Raw genomic sequence first — 19,362 nt, forward strand, 5'->3', positions numbered from 1 at the left:
CGCCCCCGCCGTCAGGCGTCCGTCAGGCCGACGGAGCGCAGGGCCCGCAGATCGGGCGCACCGCAACCGTGCAGGCACACCCGCAGCTCGTCGACGAACCGCTGCAGCCACGCCGTCGCCGCGTCCGCGGACTCGATCGCCGCGGGCAGCAGCGGGCGGGCGACCGCCACCACGTCGGCACCCAGGACCAGCGACTTGGCCGCGTCCATGCCGGTGCGGATGCCCCCGGAGGCCACCAGCGGGATGTCCGGCAGCGCGGCGCGCACCTCCCGGATCGCCTGCGCGGTGGGTATCCCCCAGTCGGCGAGGTCCGGGTAGCGCAGTTCGCCGTAGCGGACCAACTGCTCGACCCGTGACCACGACGTACCGCCGGCGCCGGCCACGTCGATGGCGGCCACCGGCGGCGCGCCCGAGAGCCGCAGCAGGTCGGCGACCGCGGTGCCGCCGATACCGTGGCCGACCTCCTTGAGCAGCACCGGATAGCCCAGCAGGTCGCTCAGGTCGTGCAGGCGGTCGAGCGACCCCGCGAAATCGGTGTCACCGTCCCGCTGCATGGCCTCCTGGAGCGGATTGGTGTGCACCGCAAGCGCATTGGCGCCGACCCGGTCCAAAGCCCGGACGATGTCGGGCACCATGTCCTTGGTCAGCTGGGCCAGGCCGATGTTGCCGAACAACAACACGTCGGGCGCCACGTCGCGCACGGTGAAGCTGGCGGCGGCCCGCTCCCCCAACACGCTGTCGAGCATCACGCGCTGCGATCCGAGCATCATGCCGATGCCGAGCCGTTGCGCGGCGGCGGCCAGATTACGGTTGATGGTGCCCGAGAGCTCGGCACCGCCGGTCATGGCGCCGACCAGCACGGGCGCCCGCAACGGCGCGCCGAGGAATTCGGTGGAAAGGTCGATGTCATCGAGATTGGTCTGGGTCAGCGCGTTGTAGGGCAGTCGGCAACGCTCCAGCCCCGTCGTGACGCCCCGGTAGGCGACGTCGCCGTCGAGGCACACGTCGATGTGGCGGCGCTTGCGCGTGGTCATCTCGCCCCGGTCCGTCGTCATGTGGCACCCACGTCGGCCCCCGCGACCTGCAGGTCGTCCAGGAACCTGCGCATCGCCATGATCAGCGCGGTCAGCACCCGGTGCCCGGCGATCAGGTCGTCGTCGGGCAGATCGGCCATGGCGGCGTAGGTATGCGCGGCCAGCGGGGTGAAGAAGGCCTCGGCGATGTCGCGATGCTCGGCAGAGTACCGCAGGATGACCTTACGCCGGTCGGAGGGGTCGGACTCGCGCCGCAGGTGACCGGAGTTGATCATCCGCTCGACCAGGTAGGTGATGGCCGCGCCGGACAGACCCATCTTGTGGCGCAGGTCCCCCGACGTCAGCGGGGTTCCCTCGCTCTCGGCCACCAGGATGTGGACAAGCGCGCGAAAATCGCTGGGGTGCACCTGGTGGGCGGCCGCGAAAACCCGCCCCAACTGGTCGGATTCGGCCGCCACGGCGCGCGCGTCGGCCGCGATCAGCGCTTCGAGTCCCATCCGCTGCTGGGCACTCCGGTCCGGGTTCATCAGAATTCCAGCGTACCGCGACGACGACTTTTTGTTAAGTGGGTTAATGTTTAAGTTAGTGAAACTCATGCGTTGGGACACTCCGCGTTGGGACACCGTGGCGGCCGCGGTGACGGGCCGGCGATCGTGGCTGCCCGGGCTGGGCGCGGTGCTGCTGGGTGCCGGCTTCATGGCGCTCATCGGCGGCAACGCGGCGGCGGGCCAGGCACCGCAGTCGGTGCCGGCCGACTCCGGCTCCGCCAGGGTCGCCGCCCTGGCCGGCCGGTTTCCCGGCGGTGACCGGGTGCCGCTGATCCTGGTCGTCACCCGCGCCGACGGCGCGCCGCTGGACGCCGCCGGCGTCTCGGCGGCCCGGGCCGCCGGCGCCCGGATGCGGGCGGCCACCGGGCCCGGCGCCACCCCCGGCGGCGCGCCTCCGATCGTGTCGGCCGACGGCAGGGCGGCGCTCGCGGTGGCGCCCGTCCGCGCCGATCTGTCCGGCCTGGCCCTGGACAAACAGGTCGCGGCCGCGCGTGCCGCCGCGCGCGACGGCCTGCCGGGCGGCCTGCGGGCCCGTGTCACCGGGGGGCCGGCGTTCGGCGCCGACATCGCCAACGCGTTCACCGACGCCAACGTCACCCTGTTGGCGGTGACCGCGTCGGTGGTGGCGCTGCTGCTGATCGCCACCTACCGTTCGCCGGTGCTGTGGCTGGCCCCGCTGCTGGTGATCGGGTTCGCCGACCGGGTCGCCACGGCCGTGGGCACCGCGGTGGCGTCCCTGACCGGGCTGAGCTTCGACGGCTCCACCGCCGGGATCACCAGCGTGCTGGTGTTCGGGGCGGGCACCAACTACGCGCTGTTGCTGATTTCGCGCTACCGCCAAGAACTGCGGCGCCAGAGCGCGCATCCGGATCATCGGGAGGCGCTGCGCCGCGCGGTGCGCAGGGCCGGACCGGCCATCGTGGCCAGCAACGCCACGGTGGTGCTGGCGTTGCTGACGCTGCTCTTCGCGTCCACGCCCAGCACCCGCAGCCTGGGCGCCCTGGCGGCGTGCGGCCTGCTCGTGGCCGCGGTGGCCGTGCTGGTGGTGCTGCCGCCGGTGCTCGCGCTGGGCGGGCGGCGACTGTTCTGGCCCTTCGTTCCGCGGCCCGCGGGCCACGCCCGCGAATCCGGCCCCTGGCTGCGGGTGGCGCAGTGGGTCGACCGGCGTCCCGCCGCGGTCGCCGCGGTCGCGGTCACGGTGCTGGCGGCGCTGGCCACCGGCCTGTTGGGCACCCGGATCGGGTTGTCGCAGACCGAGCAGTTCCGGGTCCGGGCCGACTCGGTGTCGGGGTACGACGTCGTGGCCGCGCACTTCCCGGCCGGCCTGGTCAACCCGACGCTGGTCGTCGCGCCCACCGCGGCGGCACCGCAGGTGCAGCACGCCATCGCCTCGACCCCCGGCGTCGTCTCGGCCGGCCAGACCGCGTCGGCGTCGGGGCGCACGATGTGGTCGGTGGTGATCGACGCTCCGCCGGCATCGGATCGCTCCTTCGGTATCGTTGCGGCGCTTCGCGATTCGACTCGCCGCGCCGCCCCCGACGCGTTGGTGGGCGGGGCCGACGCGCAGGCTCTCGACGTTCGCGACGCCGCCGCCCGCGACCGCATGGTGCTCATCCCGGCGATCCTGGCCGTGATCCTGACGGTCCTGTACGTGCTGCTGCGCTCGGCGCTGGCGCCGCCGACCCTGCTGGGCGCGACGATCCTGGGCGCGCTGGCCGCCCTCGGCGCGGGCGGCTGGTCGGGCAGCCACGTGTTCGGGTTCCCGGCGCTGGACAACAGCACGCCGTTGTTCGCGTTTCTATTCCTGGCCGCCCTCGGCGTCGACTACACCATCTTCCTGGTCACCCGCGCCCGCGAGGAGGCCGCGCGGCACGGCGCGCGGCAGGGCATGGTCCGCGCGGTGGCGGCCACGGGCGGCGTGATCACCAGCGCGGGAATCGTTCTGGCGGCGGTCTTCTGCGTGCTGGGGGTGTTGCCGTTGATCGTGCTGACCCAGCTGGGCATCATCGTCGGCGTCGGCATCCTGCTCGACACGTTCGTCGTGCGCACCCTGGTCATCCCCGCGCTGTTCGCCCTCGCCGGCGCGCGCATCTGGTGGCCCAACGATCCACGCAGTGCCGAAAGCGTTGAACCCCAACAAGAACGGAGCACATCATGAACAAGTCGATACTGGCCGCCACCTCGCTGGCCGTCGCCGCCGCGGCCGGCACCGGAAGCATCGCCAGCCCGAAACGGGTGCCCGCCTGGTACTCGCGGCTGCGCAAGCCGCGCTACCAGCCGCCCGGGGTCGCGTTCCCGGTGGTGTGGACCACCCTCTACGGCGACATCGCCACCGCCTCCGCCGTGGCCATCGACCGGTTCCGCGCGTCCGGACAGCACGACCGGGCGCGCGCCTACGCCGCCGCGCTCGGGGTCAACCTGACGCTCAACGCCGGATGGAGCTGGCTGTTCTTCCGGTACCACAAACTCGGCGCGTCCGCCGTGGGCGCCGCGGTGCTGGCGGCCAGCAGTGCCGACCTCGCCCGCCGCGCCGCACAGGCCGACCCCCGGGCCGGGCTGGCGCTGGCGCCCTACCCGCTGTGGTGCACCTTCGCCACCGTTCTGGCCACCCACATCTGGCGACTCAACCGCTGAGCGGGGCGGCGAAAGATGCCGACACTGTTATGGTTTCGCCGCGACCTGCGGCTGGGTGATCACCCGGCGCTGGCCGCCGCGGCCGACGGCGGCGAGGTGCTCGCCTGCTTCGTGCTCGACCCGCGGCTGGAGGCGTCGTCGGGGCGGCGCCGCCTGCAGTTCCTGGGCGACGCGCTGCGGCGGCTGAGCGACGACCTGGACGGGCGGCTGCTGGTGACCCGCGGGCGGCCCGAAGACCGGATTCCCCGGCTTGTCAAGGAGATCGACGCGACGGCGGTGCATGTCTCGGAGGACTTCGCGCCGTTCGGCCGGCGCCGCGACCAGCGGGTCCGCGCGGCCCTGGATCCGGTGCCATTGGTGGCCACGGGCTCGCCGTACCTGGTTTCGCCGGGGCGGGTCGGCAAGCCGGACGGCAGCCCCTACCGGGTGTTCACACCGTTCTTCCGCCGGTGGCGTGACGTCGGTTGGCGCGAGCCCGCCCGCTCCGGCGCCGACTCGGCGCGCTGGATCGATCCGGCGCCGCTGCGGGCCGGGCAGTGCGAGATCCCCGACCCCGGGACGGAGCTGGACCTGGCCGCCGGCGAGCGGGCCGCGCTCGGGGCCTGGGAGGCGTTCGTCGACACCGGGCTGCCGCACTACGCACGGGACCGCAACCGGCCCGACCTCGAAGCCACCAGCCGGATGTCGGCGCACCTGAAGTTCGGGACGATCCATCCGCGCACCCTGGCCGCCGGGCTGGACCTGCGGGACGGCGGAGCGCAGGCATACCTGCGGCAGTTGGCATTCCGCGATTTCTACGCCGACGTGCTCTACCACTGGCCGGCCAGCGCCCGGCGCAACTGGAACCCCGACTTCGACGGCATCCGGACCGACGGCGGAGCCGAGGCGCAACGCCGCTTCGAGGCCTGGAAGACCGGCCGGACCGGCTTCCCGTTCGTCGACGCCGGCATGCGGCAGCTGCGCGAGACCGGCTTCCTGCACAACCGGCTGCGGATGGTCGTCGCGTCGTTTCTGGTCAAAGACCTTCACCTGCCCTGGCAGTGGGGCGCCGCGTGGTTTCTGGACCAGCTGGTCGACGGCGACATGGCCAACAACCAGCACGGCTGGCAGTGGAGCGCGGGCTGCGGCACCGACGCCGCGCCGTACTTCCGGGTGTTCAACCCCGGCAAGCAGGGCGAGAAGTTCGACCCCGGGGGCGACTACATCCGGCGCTGGGTTCTCGAACTGGCCGGCGCCGACGACGTGCACCTACGCAAAGGCGAACGACCCCAAGGGTATCCGGAGCCGATCGTCGACCACGACGCCGAGCGCGCCGAGGCGCTGCGGCGCTACCGCGACCTCGGCTGAGCCCGGCCGGGGCGGGCGGCTCAGCGGGCCGCCTTCTTGCGTTCGATGTCGGCCAGCGCCGCGGCCAGTTCGGCGCGCTGGGCGGCCGAGCTCTCCCAGGACAGCTGGCGGTTCTTGACCACCTTGGCCGGCGCGCCGACCGCGATCGAGAAGTCGGGGATCACGCCGCGCACCACCGCGTGCGAGCCCAGCACGCAGCCCCGCCCGATGGCGGTGCCCCGCAACACCGTCGCCTTCACCCCGACCCAGGTGTCCGGGCCGATCCGGACCGGGGACTTGACGATGCCCTGGTCCTTGATCGGGACGTTGATGTCGTCCATGCGGTGGTCGAAATCGCAGACGTAGCACCAGTCGGCCACGAGCACCGAATCGCCGAGTTCGATGTCCAGATAGCAGTTGATGACGTTGTCGCGGCCCAGCACCACCTTGTCGCCGAACCGCAGCGAGCCCTCGTGGGCGCGGATGGTGTTCTTGTCCCCGATGTGCACCCAGCGGCCGATCTCGAGCTGCGCCAGCTCCGGTGTCGCGTGGATCTCGACGTCCTTGCCCAGGAACACCATCCCGCGGGTGATGATGTGCGGGTTGGCCAGCTTGAACTTGAGCAGCCGCCAGTAGCGCACCAGGTACCACGGGGTGTAGGCGCGGTTGGCCAGCACCCACCGCAGCGAGGCCAGCGTGAGGAACTTGGCCTGGCGTGGGTCGCGCATCCGCGATCCACGCCAGCGGCGATGGACCGGGGCACCCCACATGGACGTCATGGCGCGACAGCATAGCCGGGCGATAGCCGGGCGCCGGAATCGGCGGGCGCCGGAGCCGGGCAATCCGGCACCCGCGCGACGGCGCGGGTTACCCTCACCTGTACTCGTTCGCTGCTCGTGCCACACGCCCTTGCGGAAGGATCTGGGAAACCGAGGTGCTTGCCCGACATCTCCCGCCTGGGCTTCGGCGCCGGCTCGCCGCCGTGCTGGCGGTCGCCGTCTCGGCGGGGCTGGGCGGCTGCGGCAACACCGACTCGTGGGTGGACGCGGCGCCGGCGCAGGGGTGGCCCGCCCAGTACGGCGACGCCGCCAACAGCGGCTATACCGCCACCCGCGGGGCCACCAAGCTGTCGTTGCAGTGGACGCGCGCGGTCAAGGGGTCGTTGGCGGCCGGACCGGCCCTGAGCGCACGCGGCTACCTCGCGCTGAACGCGCAGACGCCGGCCGGCTGCTCGCTGATGGAGTGGGAGAACGACGACAACGGCCGGCAGCGCTGGTGCGCGCGGCTCGTCCAGGGCGGCGGCTTCGCCGGCCCGTTGTTCGACGGCTTCGACAACCTCTACGTCGGCCAGCCGGGGGCCATCGTCTCCTTCCCGGTGACGCAGTGGACGCGGTGGCGCAAGCCGGTGATCGGGATGCCGACCACCCCCCGCTTCCTGGGGCACGGCCACCTGCTGGTCGTCACCCACCTGGGCCAGGTGCTGGTTTTCGACGCCCACCGCGGCGAGGTGGTCGGCAGCCCGCTGGACCTGGTGGACGGCGTCGACCCGACCGACGCGACGCGCGGCCTGGAGGACTGCGCGCCGGCCCGGCCGGGCTGCCCGGTCGCGGCGGCCCCCGCCTTCTCCGCGGCCAACGCAACGATCGTGCTCGGCGTCTGGCAGCCGGACGCCCCGGCCGCGCAGGTCGTCGGACTCAGGTACCGCGCCGGCCAGCTCGCCCGCGACTGGACGAGCGACGCGGTGAGCGCCGGCGTCATCGCCAGCCCGGTGCTGTCCGCGGACGGCTCGACGGCCTACGTCAACGGCCGCGACGAGCGGCTGTGGGCGCTGAGCACCGCCGACGGGAAGACGAAGTGGTCGGTGCCGCTCGGGTTTTTGGCGCAGACGCCGCCCGCGGTGACCCCGCAGGGACTGATCGTGGCCGGCGGCGGCCCCGACACCCGGCTGGCCGCCTTCACCGACGCCGGTGACCACGCCGACCAGGTCTGGCGCCGCGAGGACGTCACCCCCCTGTCGTCGTCGAGCCTGGCCGGCGGCGGCGTCGGCTACACGGTGGTCGCCGGTCCGCCGCACGACGGCGCGCCCGGCATGTCGCTGCTGGTGTTCGATCCCGGCAACGGCCGCACGACCAACAGCTATCCGCTGCCCGCCGCCACCGGGTACCCGGTCGGGGTCGCGGTCGGCAGGGACCGCCGCGTGGTGGCCGCCACCAGCGACGGCCAGGTGTACGGGTTCGCGCCGGCGTGACCGCTACAGCGCCAGCGGCGGGATGGCGTTGCGGGGCACCTGGGCCTGCACCGGTCCGGAGAACGCGGGCAGCATCTCCCCCGGCGCGAAGTAGAAGATCAGCGCGTCGTCGGTGATGGCGAAGTTCTGGTAGTGCGACGGGTCGGTGCCGGTCGAGGGCAGGATGGTCGCCCCGAAGGGGCTCTGGCGTTGAAGGTCGCGCTGCACGATGGGGAAGATGGCGTCCAGCGGCGTGGTGCCGGGCGCGAACAGGTTCTCGAACGTGATCGGCTGTTTGGTGCCCAGGTTGTAGTTGAACGCCTTGTACCAGTTGGACGGGTGCGCCCCGAGGTCCTCGAAGAACTTGAGCACCACGCTGCGGGTGCCGCGCGGCGGCTGCCCGGAACTGTGCTGTTCGCTGCTGGCCTCCAGCTGGTAGGGCTGGTCGCGCGGGCCGGAGATCTGCGCCACGTTGACGAACCCGTCGCGGTTCCTGGTGATGTAGTCGGTCAGCGCCTGCTGATCGGGGTAGTCCACCGGAAACGTCAGGTCGAGCATGTAGGTGGGCGTCGTGACGTGCACGCGGCACAGGTGGGTGGCCTCCACGACGCCGCCCAGGCCGGCACACGTCGACGGCGCGGCGGAGGCCGATGAGGGGACCGGCCAGCCCAGCAGGACCGCGGGTGCCAGCACCGCGGCCGCGATCAGGTAACGCATCCTCGAATTGTCCTCCCAGACTGAACAGGCTTGGGTGCCTGGAAGAGTGACCGCCGCCAGCGTACCCGGGCGCTATCGCGACGGGCGGCAAACGAACGCCGTCGCGCGCCCCGCGGCCCCGGCGCCGATCCGGGTGATGACCACCGACAGCGGCCGGGCGCCGCGCGGGCGCAGCCGCCGCCGCAGCGCATCGGGGTCGACGCGCACCCCGCGCACCAGGATCTCCAGCGCCCCGCAGTCCCGCGCCGCCAGGGCCTGGCGCAGCCGGCGTTCGTCGAACGCCACCTCGTCGAGCACCTCGAAACCCCGGACCCCCGGCGGCAGCCGGTCCCCGGACAGGTAGGCGATGTCGGGGTCGAGTTGCCACAGCCCGTGGCGGGCGCCGTAGTGCCGCACCAGCCCGGCGCGCACCACCGCGCCGTCGGGGTCGACGATCCATCGCCCGGGCGGCCGCACACCGCAGTCGTCGGGCCCGGTGTCGGTGACCTGTTCGCCCGGCGAGTTCCCGTCGAGGATGCTCGCGCGGCGGCGCACCCCCGGCCCGGCCAGCCCGGCCGACCACAGGCACGCCTCCCGGACCGAACCCCGATACGACGTCACCTCGATCTCGCCGTCGAACCCGCGGCGGCGCAGCGCGTCGAAATCCATTCCCGGACCGCACTTCACGACCAGGTGCCGCCCGCGGTAGGTGTCCATCAGCGGGCCCAGCGCAGGCAGGTAGTCGTCGGGGCGCAGCCGGCGGCGGCCGCCGTCGCGGCGCGCGGGGTCGACGAGGACGACGGTGTCGCGGGTCACCGGGTGCAGCGCGTCGGCGCGGCAGAGCACGGTCGTCGCTCCCACGTTGTGGTGTGCCATGGCCAGGCGCACCGGGTCGATGTCGCTGCCCACCGCCCGCACGCCCGAGGCGTGCAGCGCGGCCAGTTCGGTGCCGACCGAACAGGTCGCGTCGTGCACCACGACGTCCGGCCCGCCGGCCAGGCGCGCGGCCCGGTGCAGCGCCACCACCGCCGCGGTCGCCTGCTGCAGCGCCTCGCCGGTGAACAGCCACCAGGACACCTGCGGGCCCAACGGCCCGAGCTTGCCCGGCCGGTCGACGGCGCGCCGGCGCAACAGCGTCGTCTCCACCAGGACCGCGGCCTTCTCGCCGAACCGGGAACGCGCCGCGGCGATGTCGGCGATGCGGGTGGCGTCGGTCAGCTCGAGTTCGGCGACCGCTGCCAGCGCCGAGGCGCCCGGGGGCGACCGCAGGTAGCTGACGTCGTCGGCGCCGAAGGCGAGGTGGCTCAGGAGGGTTTGACCCCGGTGATCATCACGTTGTAGAACCAGCCCTTCGGCACCACGTGCCGCCACACGCCGGCGTCCACCCAGCTCAACGCCTTCCAGCTGGTGAAGGCGAAACGCGCCCAGCCCCAGCCCAGGCGTCCCGGCGGCACCGAAGCCTCGAAGGTGCGGATCGGCCAGCCCAGCATCGCGGCGGTGAACTCCTCGCTGGCGGTGCGCACCCCGACGGCGCCGGCGTTGCGCGCCATGCGCTCCAGCTGTTCCGGTGTGAACGTGTGCAGGTCGACGATGGCCTCCAGCGCCGCGACGCGCGAGGACTCGTCGAGCTCGGCCTGCGGCCGCCGCCAGCCACCCAGGCCCGGCAACGTGGTGACGGTGGTGGCGACCCGCCAGGTCAGCGTGGACAGGGTGCGCGCGTAGACGTCACCGGCGCTGGTCGGCTCGCCGGCGAACACGAACCGGCCGCCCGGCCGCAGCACCCGCAGCACCTCCCGCAGCGAGAGCTCCACGTCCGGGATGTGGTGCAGCACCGCGTGCCCGACCACCAGGTCGAAGGTGTCGTCGTCGTAGGGGATGCCCTCGGCGTCGGCCACCCGGCCGTCGATGTCGAGGCCCAGCGCCTGCCCGTTGCGGGTGGCGACCTTGACCATGCCCGGCGACAGGTCGGTGACCGAGCCGCGGCGGGCCACCCCGGACTGGATCAGGTTCAGCAGGAAAAACCCTGTCCCGCAACCCAATTCCAGCGCCCGGTCGTAGGGCAAGTCCCGGAGGGCCGCGTCGGGCACGATCGCGTCGAAGCGGCCGCGGGCGTAGTCGACGCAGCGCTGGTCGTAGGAGATCGACCACTTCTCGTCGTAGGTTTCCGCTTCCCAATCGTGGTAGAGCACCTGGGCGAGTTTGCTGTCGTGCCGGGCGGCCTCCACCTGCTCGGCAGTGACACGGGTGGCGTCGGTCGAACTGCTCATCAGGGCAGCCTAACCGCCGGCGGGGCCGGGTCCTGCGCACCGGCGGCGAACACCTCGACGTACCGCCGGCGTTCGGCGGCGACGCGCTCGGCGAACGGCAGCTCGCAGACGGCATCGATGCCGGCTTTCGCGGCGGCCAGCGCGTGCGCAGGGGCGTCCAGAAAACGGACGGCCCACGCCACGGCGGCGTCGTACACGTCGTCGGGAGCCACCATCTGGTCGATCAGGCCCTGCTCCGAGGCCTCCCGGGCGTCGAAGAAGCGCCCGCTGAACACCAGTTCCTTGGCCCTGCTCGCCCCGACGGCGCGGGCCAGCCGCTCCATTCCGCCGCCGCCGGGGATCAGGCCGGCGAGGATCTCGGTGGCCCCGAACTTGACGTTGTCGCCGCTGACCCGCCAGTCGGCGGCCAGGGCCAGCGTGAGGCCGGCGCCCAGCGCGTACCCGGTGATCGCGGCCACGGTGGGCTTGGGGATGGCTGCGACCGCGTCGATCGCCGCGCGGCGCACCCGGGCCGCGGTGTCGGCCTCCGGCGCCGTCAGCGTCCGCAGCTCGGGCATGTCGTCGCCGGCGGAGAAGATCTCGTGGCCCCCGAACAGGATCACCGCGGCGACGTCGTCACGCCCCGCCACGTCGGTGGCCGCGGCCGCGATCTCCCGGTAGACCTGCCGCGTCATGGCGTTGGTGGGCGGCCTCGACACCACCAGCGTGGCCAGTCCCGCCGCCGGCCCCTCGCCCGCCACGACGCTGACGAACTCGCTCAATGCCGCCACCCCAGCCCGCCCGACTCCCGGGCACGGTGATAGCGGTCGGAGTCGAAGAACTCGAAAACCCAGTTGTCGCCCTGGATCTCGAGCTTGGGCTGCACCGTGACGATCTGGCGTTGCAGGGTCAGCACGTCGGTGACGGTCCGGCCCACCAGCGAGTCCAGCTGCGTCCAGGTCGGGGGCAGCAGGAAGCTGCGGCCGGCCGCGAAGTCGTCGATGGCGGCCTGCGGCGTCGTCCAGCCGGCGCTGTCGGACTCGCTGTTCTCGCCGTCGGCGCGCTGGCCCTCCGGCAGGGCCGCCACGAAGAAGTAGGTGTCATACCGGCGGGTGCGTTCGGCTTCGGGGGTGACCCAGTTGGCCCACGGCCGCAGCAGGTCGGAGCGCAGCTCCAGGTTTTCGTCGCGCAGGAAGTCGGCGAACGACAGCGTCCCGTCGGCGAGCGCCCGGCGGGCGTCGCGGTACACCGAGGCGTCGCCGACGATCCCGTCGCGCGCCGAACCGGACCGGCCGGCCGGCCCGGCGAACAGCACCCCGGACTCCTCGAAGGTCTCCCGGGCCGCCGCGCAGACCAGCGCCTCGGCCAGGTCCGTGTCGATGCCGAAGCGCTGCGCCCACCACTGGGGCGGCGGCCCGGCCCAGGCCCGGCGCCGCGCCAGGTCGGCGTTGCGGTCGCGGTCGTCGACGCCGCCGCCGGGAAACACCATCGTCCCGGCTGCGAAATGCATCTTCGCGTGCCGGCGCATCAGAAAGACGCCCAGGCCTTCCCGCGAACCGGGCTCGGTGTCGCGGACCAGCATCACGGTGGCCGCGGGGCGCGGAACCAGAGGGGGCTCGGTTGCGTGCGTCATAGTTGCCTCCGATGGGCCGCACGGCCGCGGACCCGCCGCGCGAAATACCGTCCGTCGATAACGTCCAGGGCGATCGACTGGCCGAACGCGGTGGACAGATTCTCCGCGGTCAGCACGTCGGGCAGCAAGCCGGCGGCGACCACCCGGCCCTCCGACAACAGCATGCAGTGACTGAAGCCGGGCGGGATCTCCTCCACGTGGTGGGTGACCAGCACCAGCGCGGGGGCGTCGGGGTCGGCGGCCAGGTCGGCCAGGCGGGCCACCAGCTCCTCGCGGCCGCCCAGGTCCAGGCCGGCGGCGGGCTCGTCGAGCAGCAGCAGCTCCGGGTCGGTCATCAGCGCGCGCGCGATCAGCACCCGCTTGCGCTCGCCCTCCGACAGGGTCCCGTAGGTGCGGTTGGCGAGGTGCTCGGCGCCGAGGCTCTCCAGCATGTCGACCGCCCGCCGGTAGTCGACATCGTCGTAGCGCTCGCGCCAGCGGCCCAGCACCGCGTAGCCGGCCGAGACCACCAGATCGCGCACCGGCTCGTCGCCGGGCACCCGCTGCGCCAGCGACGACGAACTCAGGCCGATCCGCGAGCGCAACTCGGACACGTCGACGCGGCCCAGCCGCTCCCCCAGCACGAAGGCGATGCCCGACGACGGGTGCTCGGCAGCCGCCGCGATGCGCAGCAGCGACGTCTTCCCGGCACCGTTGGGACCGACGATCACCCAGCGTTCGTCCAGCTCGACCGCCCAATCCAGCGGCCCGACCAGGACCCGCCCGTCCCGGCGCAGCGAAACGTTCCTGAAGTCGAGCAGCAGATCGGGGTCGGCCGACTCGCTTCCGTTCTCGCGCACCAGACCATCGTGCCGTACCGCGGCGCCGCCGCGGGTGCCGGGTCACCCCGCCCCGCGAGCAGACGCAACAGCCCCCATTTTCGCCCCGAAATGGGGGCTGTTGCGTCTGCCCGGCCGGCTCAGTCGGGGGGGATCTCCACGCGGCGGACCTCGCCGTCGACCGCGTCGGCGGCCTCGATCTCGCCGCGGGTGATGCCCAGCAGGAACAGCACCGTGTCCAGGTAGGGGTGGCTCAGCGACGCGTCCGCGACCTCACGCAGCGCCGGCTTGGCGTTGAACGCGATGCCAAGCCCGGCGGCGGCCAGCATGTCGATGTCGTTGGCGCCGTCGCCGACGGCGACGGTCTGGGCCATCGGCACCCCGGCCTGCTCCGCGAAGTCCCGCAGCGCGGCGGCCTTGCCGGCCCGGTCGACGATCGGGCCGACGACCCGCCCGGTGAGAACGCCGTCGACGATCTCCAGCTCGTTGGCCGCGACGAAGTCCAGCATCAGCTCGTGGGCCAGCGGGTCGATGATGCCCCGGAAACCCCCGGAGACCACGCCGCAGTGGTAGCCCAGCCGCCGCAGCGTGCGCAGCGTGGTCCGGGCGCCGGGCATCAGTTCGAGCTGTTCGGCGACCTCGTCGATCACCGTGGCGGGCAGGCCCGTCAGGGTCGCCACCCGTTGCTGCAGCGACTCCGCGAAGTCCAGCTCGCCGCGCATCGCCGCCTCGGTGATCGCGGCGACGGCTCCTTCGGCGCCCGCCCGGGCCGCCAGCATCTCGATCACCTCGCCCTGGACCAGGGTGGAGTCGACGTCGAACACGATCAGCCGCTTGGACCGCCGCTCCAGGCTGTACTCCTCGACCGCCACGTCGACACCCTCATCGCAGGACACGCGGTTCAGGGCGGCGCGCAGCGGGACGTCGGCTCCCGGCGGCACCGAGACCCGCAGTTCCAGACCGGTGACGGGGTAGTCGGAGACGCCGCGGATGAGGTCGATGTTGACGCCCAGCGCCGCAACCTCGCGGGCCACCGCGCTGAACGCGCCGGCCGTGATCGGCCGGCCCAGCACGAAGATGGTGTGGCTCGGCGGGTTCCGAATGATCGGCACGTCGTCGCTGCGCTCGATGCTGACGTCGAGCCCGAGCCCGAAGATGGCCGATTCGACGTCGCCCCGCAACGCGGGGCCGTCGGCGACCTCCGCGGGGCAGGACACCAGCACGCCCAGCGTCAGCCGGCCCCGGATCACCACCTGTTCGACGTTGAGCAGTTCCACGCCATGCTTGGACAACACCTCGAACAGCGCCGACGTCACCCCCGGCCGATCCACGCCGGTGACGGTGATCAGCGCCGATACCTTGGGTGCGGCGCTCACCCGCGGCTCCGTTCGTGGCTCATTCGTGCCTGGGGCCGCTGCCGCTCGTCAACTGCGGACGTGCACGTCGTCGGCTCGGGTGACGTCGTTGTCCGCGGGGCCGTGGGCGCGACCGACGTGCGCCTCGCGGCGCATCCGCTCCACCATGTACGGGTAGTGCAACTCGAACGCCGGCCGCTCCGAGCGGATCCGGGGCAGTTCGGTGAAGTTGTGCCGCGGCGGCGGGCAGCTGGTCGCCCATTCCAGCGAGTTGCCGTACCCCCAGGGGTCGTCGACGGTGACGACCTCGCCGTACCGCCAGCTCTTGAAGACGTTCCACACGAAGGGGAACATCGACACGCCCAGTATGAAGGCCCCGATCGTCGAGACGATGTTGAGCGGCTGGAACCCGTCGGTGGGCAGGTAGTCGGCGTAGCGGCGCGGCATGCCCATGTCCCCGAGCCAGTGCTGCACCAGGAACGTGGCGTTGAAGCCGATGAACGTCAGCCAGAAGTGCAGCTTGCCCAGCCGCTCGTCGAGCAGCCGCCCGGTCATCTTCGGGAACCAGAAGTAGGTGCCGGCGAAGGTGGAGAACACGATGGTGCCGAACAGCACGTAGTGGAAGTGCGCCACCACGAAGTAGGAGTCGGTGACGTGGAAGTCCAGCGGCGGGCTGGCCAGCAGCACGCCCGTCAACCCGCCCAGCAGGAAGGTGACCAGGAAGCCGACCGAGAACAGCATCGGCGTCTCGAAGGTCAACTGGCCCTTCCACATGGTGCCGATCCAGTTGAAGAACTTGATCCCGGTCGGCACCGCGATGAGGTAGGTCATGAACGAGAAGAACGGCAACAGCACCGCGCCGGTGGCGAACATGTGGTGCGCCCACACCGCCACCGACAGCGCGGCGATCGACAGCGTCGCGTAGACCAGCGTGGTGTAGCCGAAGACGGGCTTGCGGGAGAACACCGGGAAGATCTCGGTCGCGATGCCGAAGAACGGCAGCGCCACGATGTAGACCTCGGGGTGGCCGAAGAACCAGAACAGGTGCTGCCACAGCAGGACTCCGCCGTTGGCCGGGTCGAACACGTGCGCCCCCAGGTGGCGGTCGGCGGCCAGCCCGAACAGCGCGGCGGTCAGGATCGGGAACGCGATCAGGATCAGGATGGACGTGACCAGGATGTTCCAGGTGAAGATCGGCATCCGGAACATCGTCATCCCCGGGGCGCGCATGCACACCACAGTCGTGATCATGTTGACCGCACCCAGGATGGTGCCCAGACCGGCGACGATCAGGCCGGTGATCCACAGGTCGCCGCCCGCGCCGGGCGAGTGGATGGCGTCGGTCAGCGGGGTGTAGGCGGTCCAGCCGAAGTCAGCGGCTCCGCCGGGGGTGATGAAGCCCCCCAGGGCGACCAGCGCGCCGAACAGGAACAGCCAGAACGAGAACGCGTTCAGCCGCGGGAACGCCACGTCGGGTGCGCCGATCTGCAACGGCAGCACCAGGTTGGCGAACCCGAACACCACCGGCGTGGCATACAGCAGCAGCATGACGGTGCCGTGCATGGTGAACAGCTGGTTGTACTGCTCGTTGGACAGGAACTGCAGTCCCGGCGCGGCCAGCTCGGTGCGCATCAACAGCGCCATCAGCCCGCCGATGAAGAACATCACGAAGCAGGTGACCACGTACATGATGCCGATCACCTTGTGATCGGTGGTGGTGATCAGCTTGTAGACGAGATTCCCTTTGGGACCTGTCCGCGGTGGGTACGGTCGGACGGCCTCGAGTTGTCCCAAGGGGGGCGCTTCGGCTGTCAACTGCTCCTCCAAACATCCTTCTCAGACACGTTCACCACGCATCCTAGCTTCCGATCATGCCGATGGCAGCGCGAGTCCTACAAACTGTCGTATATGCCGCTGCGACGCGGGCGTGTCGTCGCTAACACCCGGAGCCGACCCGGCCGGATGTTAGCGTCGGGCTCGTGCTCTCCGGCATGCTCCGCGTGATCCGCACCGCCCCCCTGCTGCCGACCGCCGCCGGCCTGGCGGCCGTGGTGGTGGCGGCGTGCAGCGCCTGCGGGTCCGCGGGCCCGGGCACCACGGCCGCCTCCCCGACCCGGACGCTGGTCACCCCGACCACCCAGATCGCCGGCGCCGGCGTGCTGGGCAACGACCGCCGGCCCGACCAGTCGTGCGCGGGTGAGCCCGCCGCGGCCGATCCCGGGCCGCCGACCCGGCAGGCCCGCAACGCGGAGGGGGTCACCCCCGACGTCGTTGGGGTGCCGGCCGAGGCGCAACGCATCGTGGTGCTCGCCGGTGACGCGCTCGACGCGCTGTGCGCCCTGGGGCTGCAATCGCGGGTGGTCGCCGCCGCCCTGCCCGACGGCGCGTCGAGCCAGCCCTCCTACCTGGGCAACGCGGTGCACCACCTACCCGGGGTGGGCACCCGCAGCAAGCCGGACCTGGGCGGCATCGCGGCGGCGCACCCCGATCTCATCCTGGGTTCGCAAGGACTGACGCCCACGCTGTATCCGCAGCTGGCGGCGATCGCCCCGACGGTGTTCACGGCGGCTCCCGGGGCGGCGTGGGAGGACAACCTGCGCGGTGTCGGCGCCGCCACGGCGCGCGGCGGTGCCGTCGACGGGCTGATCGACGGCTTCTCCGAACGGGCCACCCGGATCGGGGCCAGGCACGACGCAGCTCACTACCAGGCCTCGATCGTGCAGTTGACCACGGACGCCCTGCGCGTCTACGGCGCCCGGAACTTCCCGGCCAGCGTGCTCGACGCGGTGGGGGTGGACCGACCGGCGTCGCAGCGGTTCACCGACAAGGCCTACGTCGAGATGGGCACGACCGACGCCGACCTGGACCGGTCGCCGGGCCCGGATTTTTCGGTCGCCGACGCCGACATCGTCTACGTGTCGTGCGCCTCGCCGGCCGCGGCGCGGCGGGCCGCGGCCGTCTTCGACAGCGCGCCCTGGCGCAAACTGTCGGCGGCCCGGGACAACCGCGTCTTCGTCGTCAACGACGAGATCTGGCAGACCGGGCAGGGGCTGGTCGCGGCCCGCGGGATCGTCGACGACCTGCGCTGGGTCAACGCCCCGATCAACTAGTCGTAGCGAGCATCCTCATACGGCCGATGGACCGGTTGGGTTGAGTTCTGCCCGCAGGGCGGGGCGAACGGGTTGATAGGGCGAGGGATCTCCACTGCCGGAGATCCCTGGCGTCGGCCTAGCCGCAAGGTTGCTGAGACCAAGGAGGCGATCGTGGCCGACTAGGCAACCCTGCTGCGGGATCACGTCACTTTGACCTGCCGCTCGGTGGACCGCATCTTCTTACAGGCGTACGCGCCGAAGCTGCAGTGCGTGGGCGGGGTGTGTCAGTTCCTGTACTTGCAGAAGGGGTTTTCGATCCCGTCGTCGGCGGCGTTCGGCAAGATCGGCGATGCCTACGTCGCCGAGATACACCGGTGGGCGAAGAAGAACGGGATCCCGGTGCGCCGGTTTGCCAAAGGTGAGAACAAGGAGGAAATCGCCCGCCCGCTGATCGAGGCGGCCGAACGCGAGGGCGGCGACGGGAAAGTGGTGCTGATCGGCATTGCGCAGGAAAAGACCCCGATGTGGCGGTCGTGGAAGGCCAAGGGCCAAGAACACGCCGCGCATCCGCACATGGAGTGGGGCCGACAGATGGGTTTCGTCAACCACTTCTACTTCTACCTGTGCGACCCCGACTGGGGTGGTGCGTTCTGGAAGACCAACGCCTACGCCCCGTGGCCGGTGTGGATCTGGCTCAACGGGCACACCTGGGCGCAACGCCAATGCGAACGGGCCGGCATCGGCTACACCGCGCTGGACAACGGCTTTCGTGATTGTGAGGATCCCGCTGCCCTGCAGCGGATCTGTGACCGACTCGGATCGGGCGCGGTGAAAAGCTTCTTGCGCTGGCAGCGGCGGTTGCCCTCGCCGCTGACCCGCGAGGATGTGCGCGCCGGCTACGTCTACGAGCTGGCGTTTCGCCAGTTCGAGGTCTCCGACACCCGGGTTTTCGATCGGCCGGCGAGTCAACTCACGCACCCCGGGTACCTGGCGCACCCGGGTCATCACCAAAGGGGTTGATCCGCAGATCAGCTGCTACGACAAGTCCAGCCGGATCAAACAGTATTTCAAGGAGCATCGGGCGTTGCGCACCGAAACGGTCATTTGCACCACCCGCGACTTCGGCATCGGCCGGCGGGTGACCGCCGAGAGCTGGAAAGCCCCACGGGCGGTTGGCGAGGCTGCCAACCAGCGTCTGTGTGACGCGCAAGCCGCCGATGCCCGACCCGCTCCGGATGTGGCCACCTTCACCCAGGTGACCCGACCGTCACAGATCGACGGTCAACACGCCCCTGCACTGCCGTTCGGGGACCCGCGGGTGATGGCGGTGCTGGCCGCCGTCGTCGGCTTCACCCATCTGCTCGCCGGATTTGACAACGCCGCTCTGGTCCGGGCCGTCACCACCCTGCTGGGCTGCGCCTACACCAGCCGTCAAGCCACCTACGATCTGCGTCGACTCAAACGTAAAGGGCTCATCGTCAGGCTGCCGGGCCATCACCGCTACCAGCTCACGCCCTTGGGCCGCCGCGTCGCTGTGCTGTTCACCAAGGTTTATGGCCGCGTCCTGGCACCCGGCTTGGCCGAGTTAGACCCAAGGCTCCCAACAGATCTCGCTAACCGCAGCGATCTCGCGCAAGCCTTGCACCAACTCGACCGACACTTGAATCAATTCACCAACGCAGCACTCACCGCAGCCTGAACCCTAAACTTGGTCTGATTGTGAACTTCGCCCTCAGCAAGCGAAGCTAGGGTG

Annotated in this window: 18 protein-coding genes; 7 read left to right on the forward strand and 11 right to left on the reverse strand. The window is 71.5% G+C overall.

Features of this window, described 5'->3' with window-relative positions; translation table 11 throughout:
* Nucleotides 1–11 precede the first annotated feature (11 nt).
* Together fni and FPZ47_RS08175 are read right to left on the reverse strand one after the other, a co-directional pair.
* Entirely contained in the window at nt 12–1,055 is a 1,044-nt protein-coding gene (gene fni / locus FPZ47_RS08170) for a type 2 isopentenyl-diphosphate Delta-isomerase (protein ID WP_144951657.1), read from the reverse strand.
* The gene (locus tag FPZ47_RS08175; protein ID WP_144951655.1) at nt 1,052–1,561 is read right to left on the reverse strand and encodes a MarR family winged helix-turn-helix transcriptional regulator; all 510 of its coding nucleotides are present in this window, start codon (nt 1,559–1,561) and stop codon (nt 1,052–1,054) included. The genes fni and FPZ47_RS08175 overlap by 4 nt, the downstream gene beginning before the upstream one ends.
* 67 nt (nt 1,562–1,628) lie before the next feature.
* On the opposite strand from FPZ47_RS08175, the gene FPZ47_RS08180 reads away from it, so the two are divergent.
* Genes FPZ47_RS08180 through FPZ47_RS08190 form a run of 3 tightly spaced genes read left to right on the forward strand, consistent with a single transcriptional unit; the run spans nt 1,629 to nt 5,563 of the window.
* Nucleotides 1,629–3,740 (forward strand): MMPL family transporter, encoded by a 2,112-nt coding sequence (locus FPZ47_RS08180; RefSeq protein WP_144951681.1) that lies wholly within the window; start codon nt 1,629–1,631, stop codon nt 3,738–3,740.
* Nucleotides 3,737–4,216, forward strand: a complete 480-nt coding sequence (locus FPZ47_RS08185) for a TspO/MBR family protein (RefSeq protein ID WP_144951653.1) — start codon at nt 3,737–3,739, stop codon at nt 4,214–4,216. Before FPZ47_RS08180 ends, FPZ47_RS08185 begins: the two co-directional genes overlap by 4 nt.
* Before the next feature lie 15 nt (nt 4,217–4,231).
* Nucleotides 4,232–5,563 (forward strand): cryptochrome/photolyase family protein, encoded by a 1,332-nt coding sequence (locus tag FPZ47_RS08190; RefSeq protein ID WP_144951651.1) that lies wholly within the window; start codon nt 4,232–4,234, stop codon nt 5,561–5,563.
* Nucleotides 5,564–5,583: 20 nt separating this feature from the next.
* Here FPZ47_RS08190 and FPZ47_RS08195 read toward each other — a convergent pair whose 3' ends face one another.
* On the reverse strand, nt 5,584–6,321 hold the full coding sequence (locus FPZ47_RS08195; RefSeq protein WP_144951649.1) for an acyltransferase: 738 nt from the start codon (nt 6,319–6,321) through the stop codon (nt 5,584–5,586).
* A 140-nt stretch (nt 6,322–6,461) separates the two neighbouring features.
* On the opposite strand from FPZ47_RS08195, the gene FPZ47_RS08200 reads away from it, so the two are divergent.
* Nucleotides 6,462–7,790, forward strand: coding sequence for an outer membrane protein assembly factor BamB family protein (locus FPZ47_RS08200; RefSeq protein ID WP_425461787.1), 1,329 nt, complete (start codon nt 6,462–6,464; stop codon nt 7,788–7,790).
* Between the two features lie 3 nt (nt 7,791–7,793).
* On the opposite strand, the gene FPZ47_RS08205 is transcribed toward FPZ47_RS08200, so the two are convergent.
* From FPZ47_RS08205 to ctaD, 8 genes are all read right to left on the reverse strand, one after another.
* Nucleotides 7,794–8,486, reverse strand: a complete 693-nt coding sequence (locus FPZ47_RS08205) for an esterase (RefSeq protein WP_144951645.1) — start codon at nt 8,484–8,486, stop codon at nt 7,794–7,796.
* Between the two features lie 72 nt (nt 8,487–8,558).
* Nucleotides 8,559–9,812, reverse strand: a complete 1,254-nt coding sequence (locus FPZ47_RS08210) for a THUMP-like domain-containing protein (protein WP_425461786.1) — start codon at nt 9,810–9,812, stop codon at nt 8,559–8,561.
* Nucleotides 9,770–10,732: a class I SAM-dependent methyltransferase gene (locus FPZ47_RS08215; protein ID WP_144951643.1), complete on the reverse strand. Its 963-nt coding sequence runs from the start codon at nt 10,730–10,732 to the stop codon at nt 9,770–9,772. Before FPZ47_RS08215 ends, FPZ47_RS08210 begins: the two co-directional genes overlap by 43 nt.
* Nucleotides 10,732–11,493: an enoyl-CoA hydratase gene (locus FPZ47_RS08220; protein ID WP_144951641.1), complete on the reverse strand. Its 762-nt coding sequence runs from the start codon at nt 11,491–11,493 to the stop codon at nt 10,732–10,734. Before FPZ47_RS08220 ends, FPZ47_RS08215 begins: the two co-directional genes overlap by 1 nt.
* Entirely contained in the window at nt 11,490–12,344 is an 855-nt protein-coding gene (locus tag FPZ47_RS08225) for an NUDIX hydrolase (RefSeq protein ID WP_144951639.1), read from the reverse strand. The genes FPZ47_RS08220 and FPZ47_RS08225 overlap by 4 nt, the downstream gene beginning before the upstream one ends.
* A complete protein-coding gene (locus FPZ47_RS08230) occupies nt 12,341–13,183 on the reverse strand; it encodes an ABC transporter ATP-binding protein (protein ID WP_144951637.1) in 843 nt (280 codons plus the stop codon). Before FPZ47_RS08230 ends, FPZ47_RS08225 begins: the two co-directional genes overlap by 4 nt.
* A 119-nt stretch (nt 13,184–13,302) precedes the next feature.
* Nucleotides 13,303–14,538: a phosphoserine phosphatase SerB gene (serB, locus tag FPZ47_RS08235; protein WP_144951635.1), complete on the reverse strand. Its 1,236-nt coding sequence runs from the start codon at nt 14,536–14,538 to the stop codon at nt 13,303–13,305.
* Nucleotides 14,539–14,586: 48 nt separating this feature from the next.
* Nucleotides 14,587–16,332 carry an aa3-type cytochrome oxidase subunit I gene (gene ctaD, locus FPZ47_RS08240; protein ID WP_144951633.1) on the reverse strand — a complete coding sequence of 582 codons (1,746 nt, stop codon included), beginning with the start codon at nt 16,330–16,332 and terminating at the stop codon, nt 14,587–14,589.
* A 176-nt stretch (nt 16,333–16,508) separates the two neighbouring features.
* On the opposite strand from ctaD, the gene FPZ47_RS08245 reads away from it, so the two are divergent.
* From FPZ47_RS08245 to FPZ47_RS08255, 3 genes are all read left to right on the forward strand, one after another.
* Nucleotides 16,509–17,627, forward strand: a complete 1,119-nt coding sequence (locus FPZ47_RS08245) for an iron-siderophore ABC transporter substrate-binding protein (protein ID WP_144951677.1) — start codon at nt 16,509–16,511, stop codon at nt 17,625–17,627.
* 207 nt (nt 17,628–17,834) lie between these two features.
* Complete coding sequence (locus FPZ47_RS08250; RefSeq protein WP_145039396.1) at nt 17,835–18,629, forward strand: hypothetical protein; 795 nt, start codon at nt 17,835–17,837, stop codon at nt 18,627–18,629.
* Nucleotides 18,630–18,693: 64 nt separating this feature from the next.
* Nucleotides 18,694–19,308 carry a hypothetical protein gene (locus FPZ47_RS08255; protein ID WP_144951629.1) on the forward strand — a complete coding sequence of 205 codons (615 nt, stop codon included), beginning with the start codon at nt 18,694–18,696 and terminating at the stop codon, nt 19,306–19,308.
* The last annotated feature ends 54 nt before the right edge of the window (nt 19,309–19,362 follow it).

Origin of the sequence: Mycobacterium helveticum, assembly GCF_007714205.1 — a bacterium.
Taxonomy (GTDB): Bacteria; Actinomycetota; Actinomycetes; order Mycobacteriales; family Mycobacteriaceae; genus Mycobacterium; species Mycobacterium helveticum.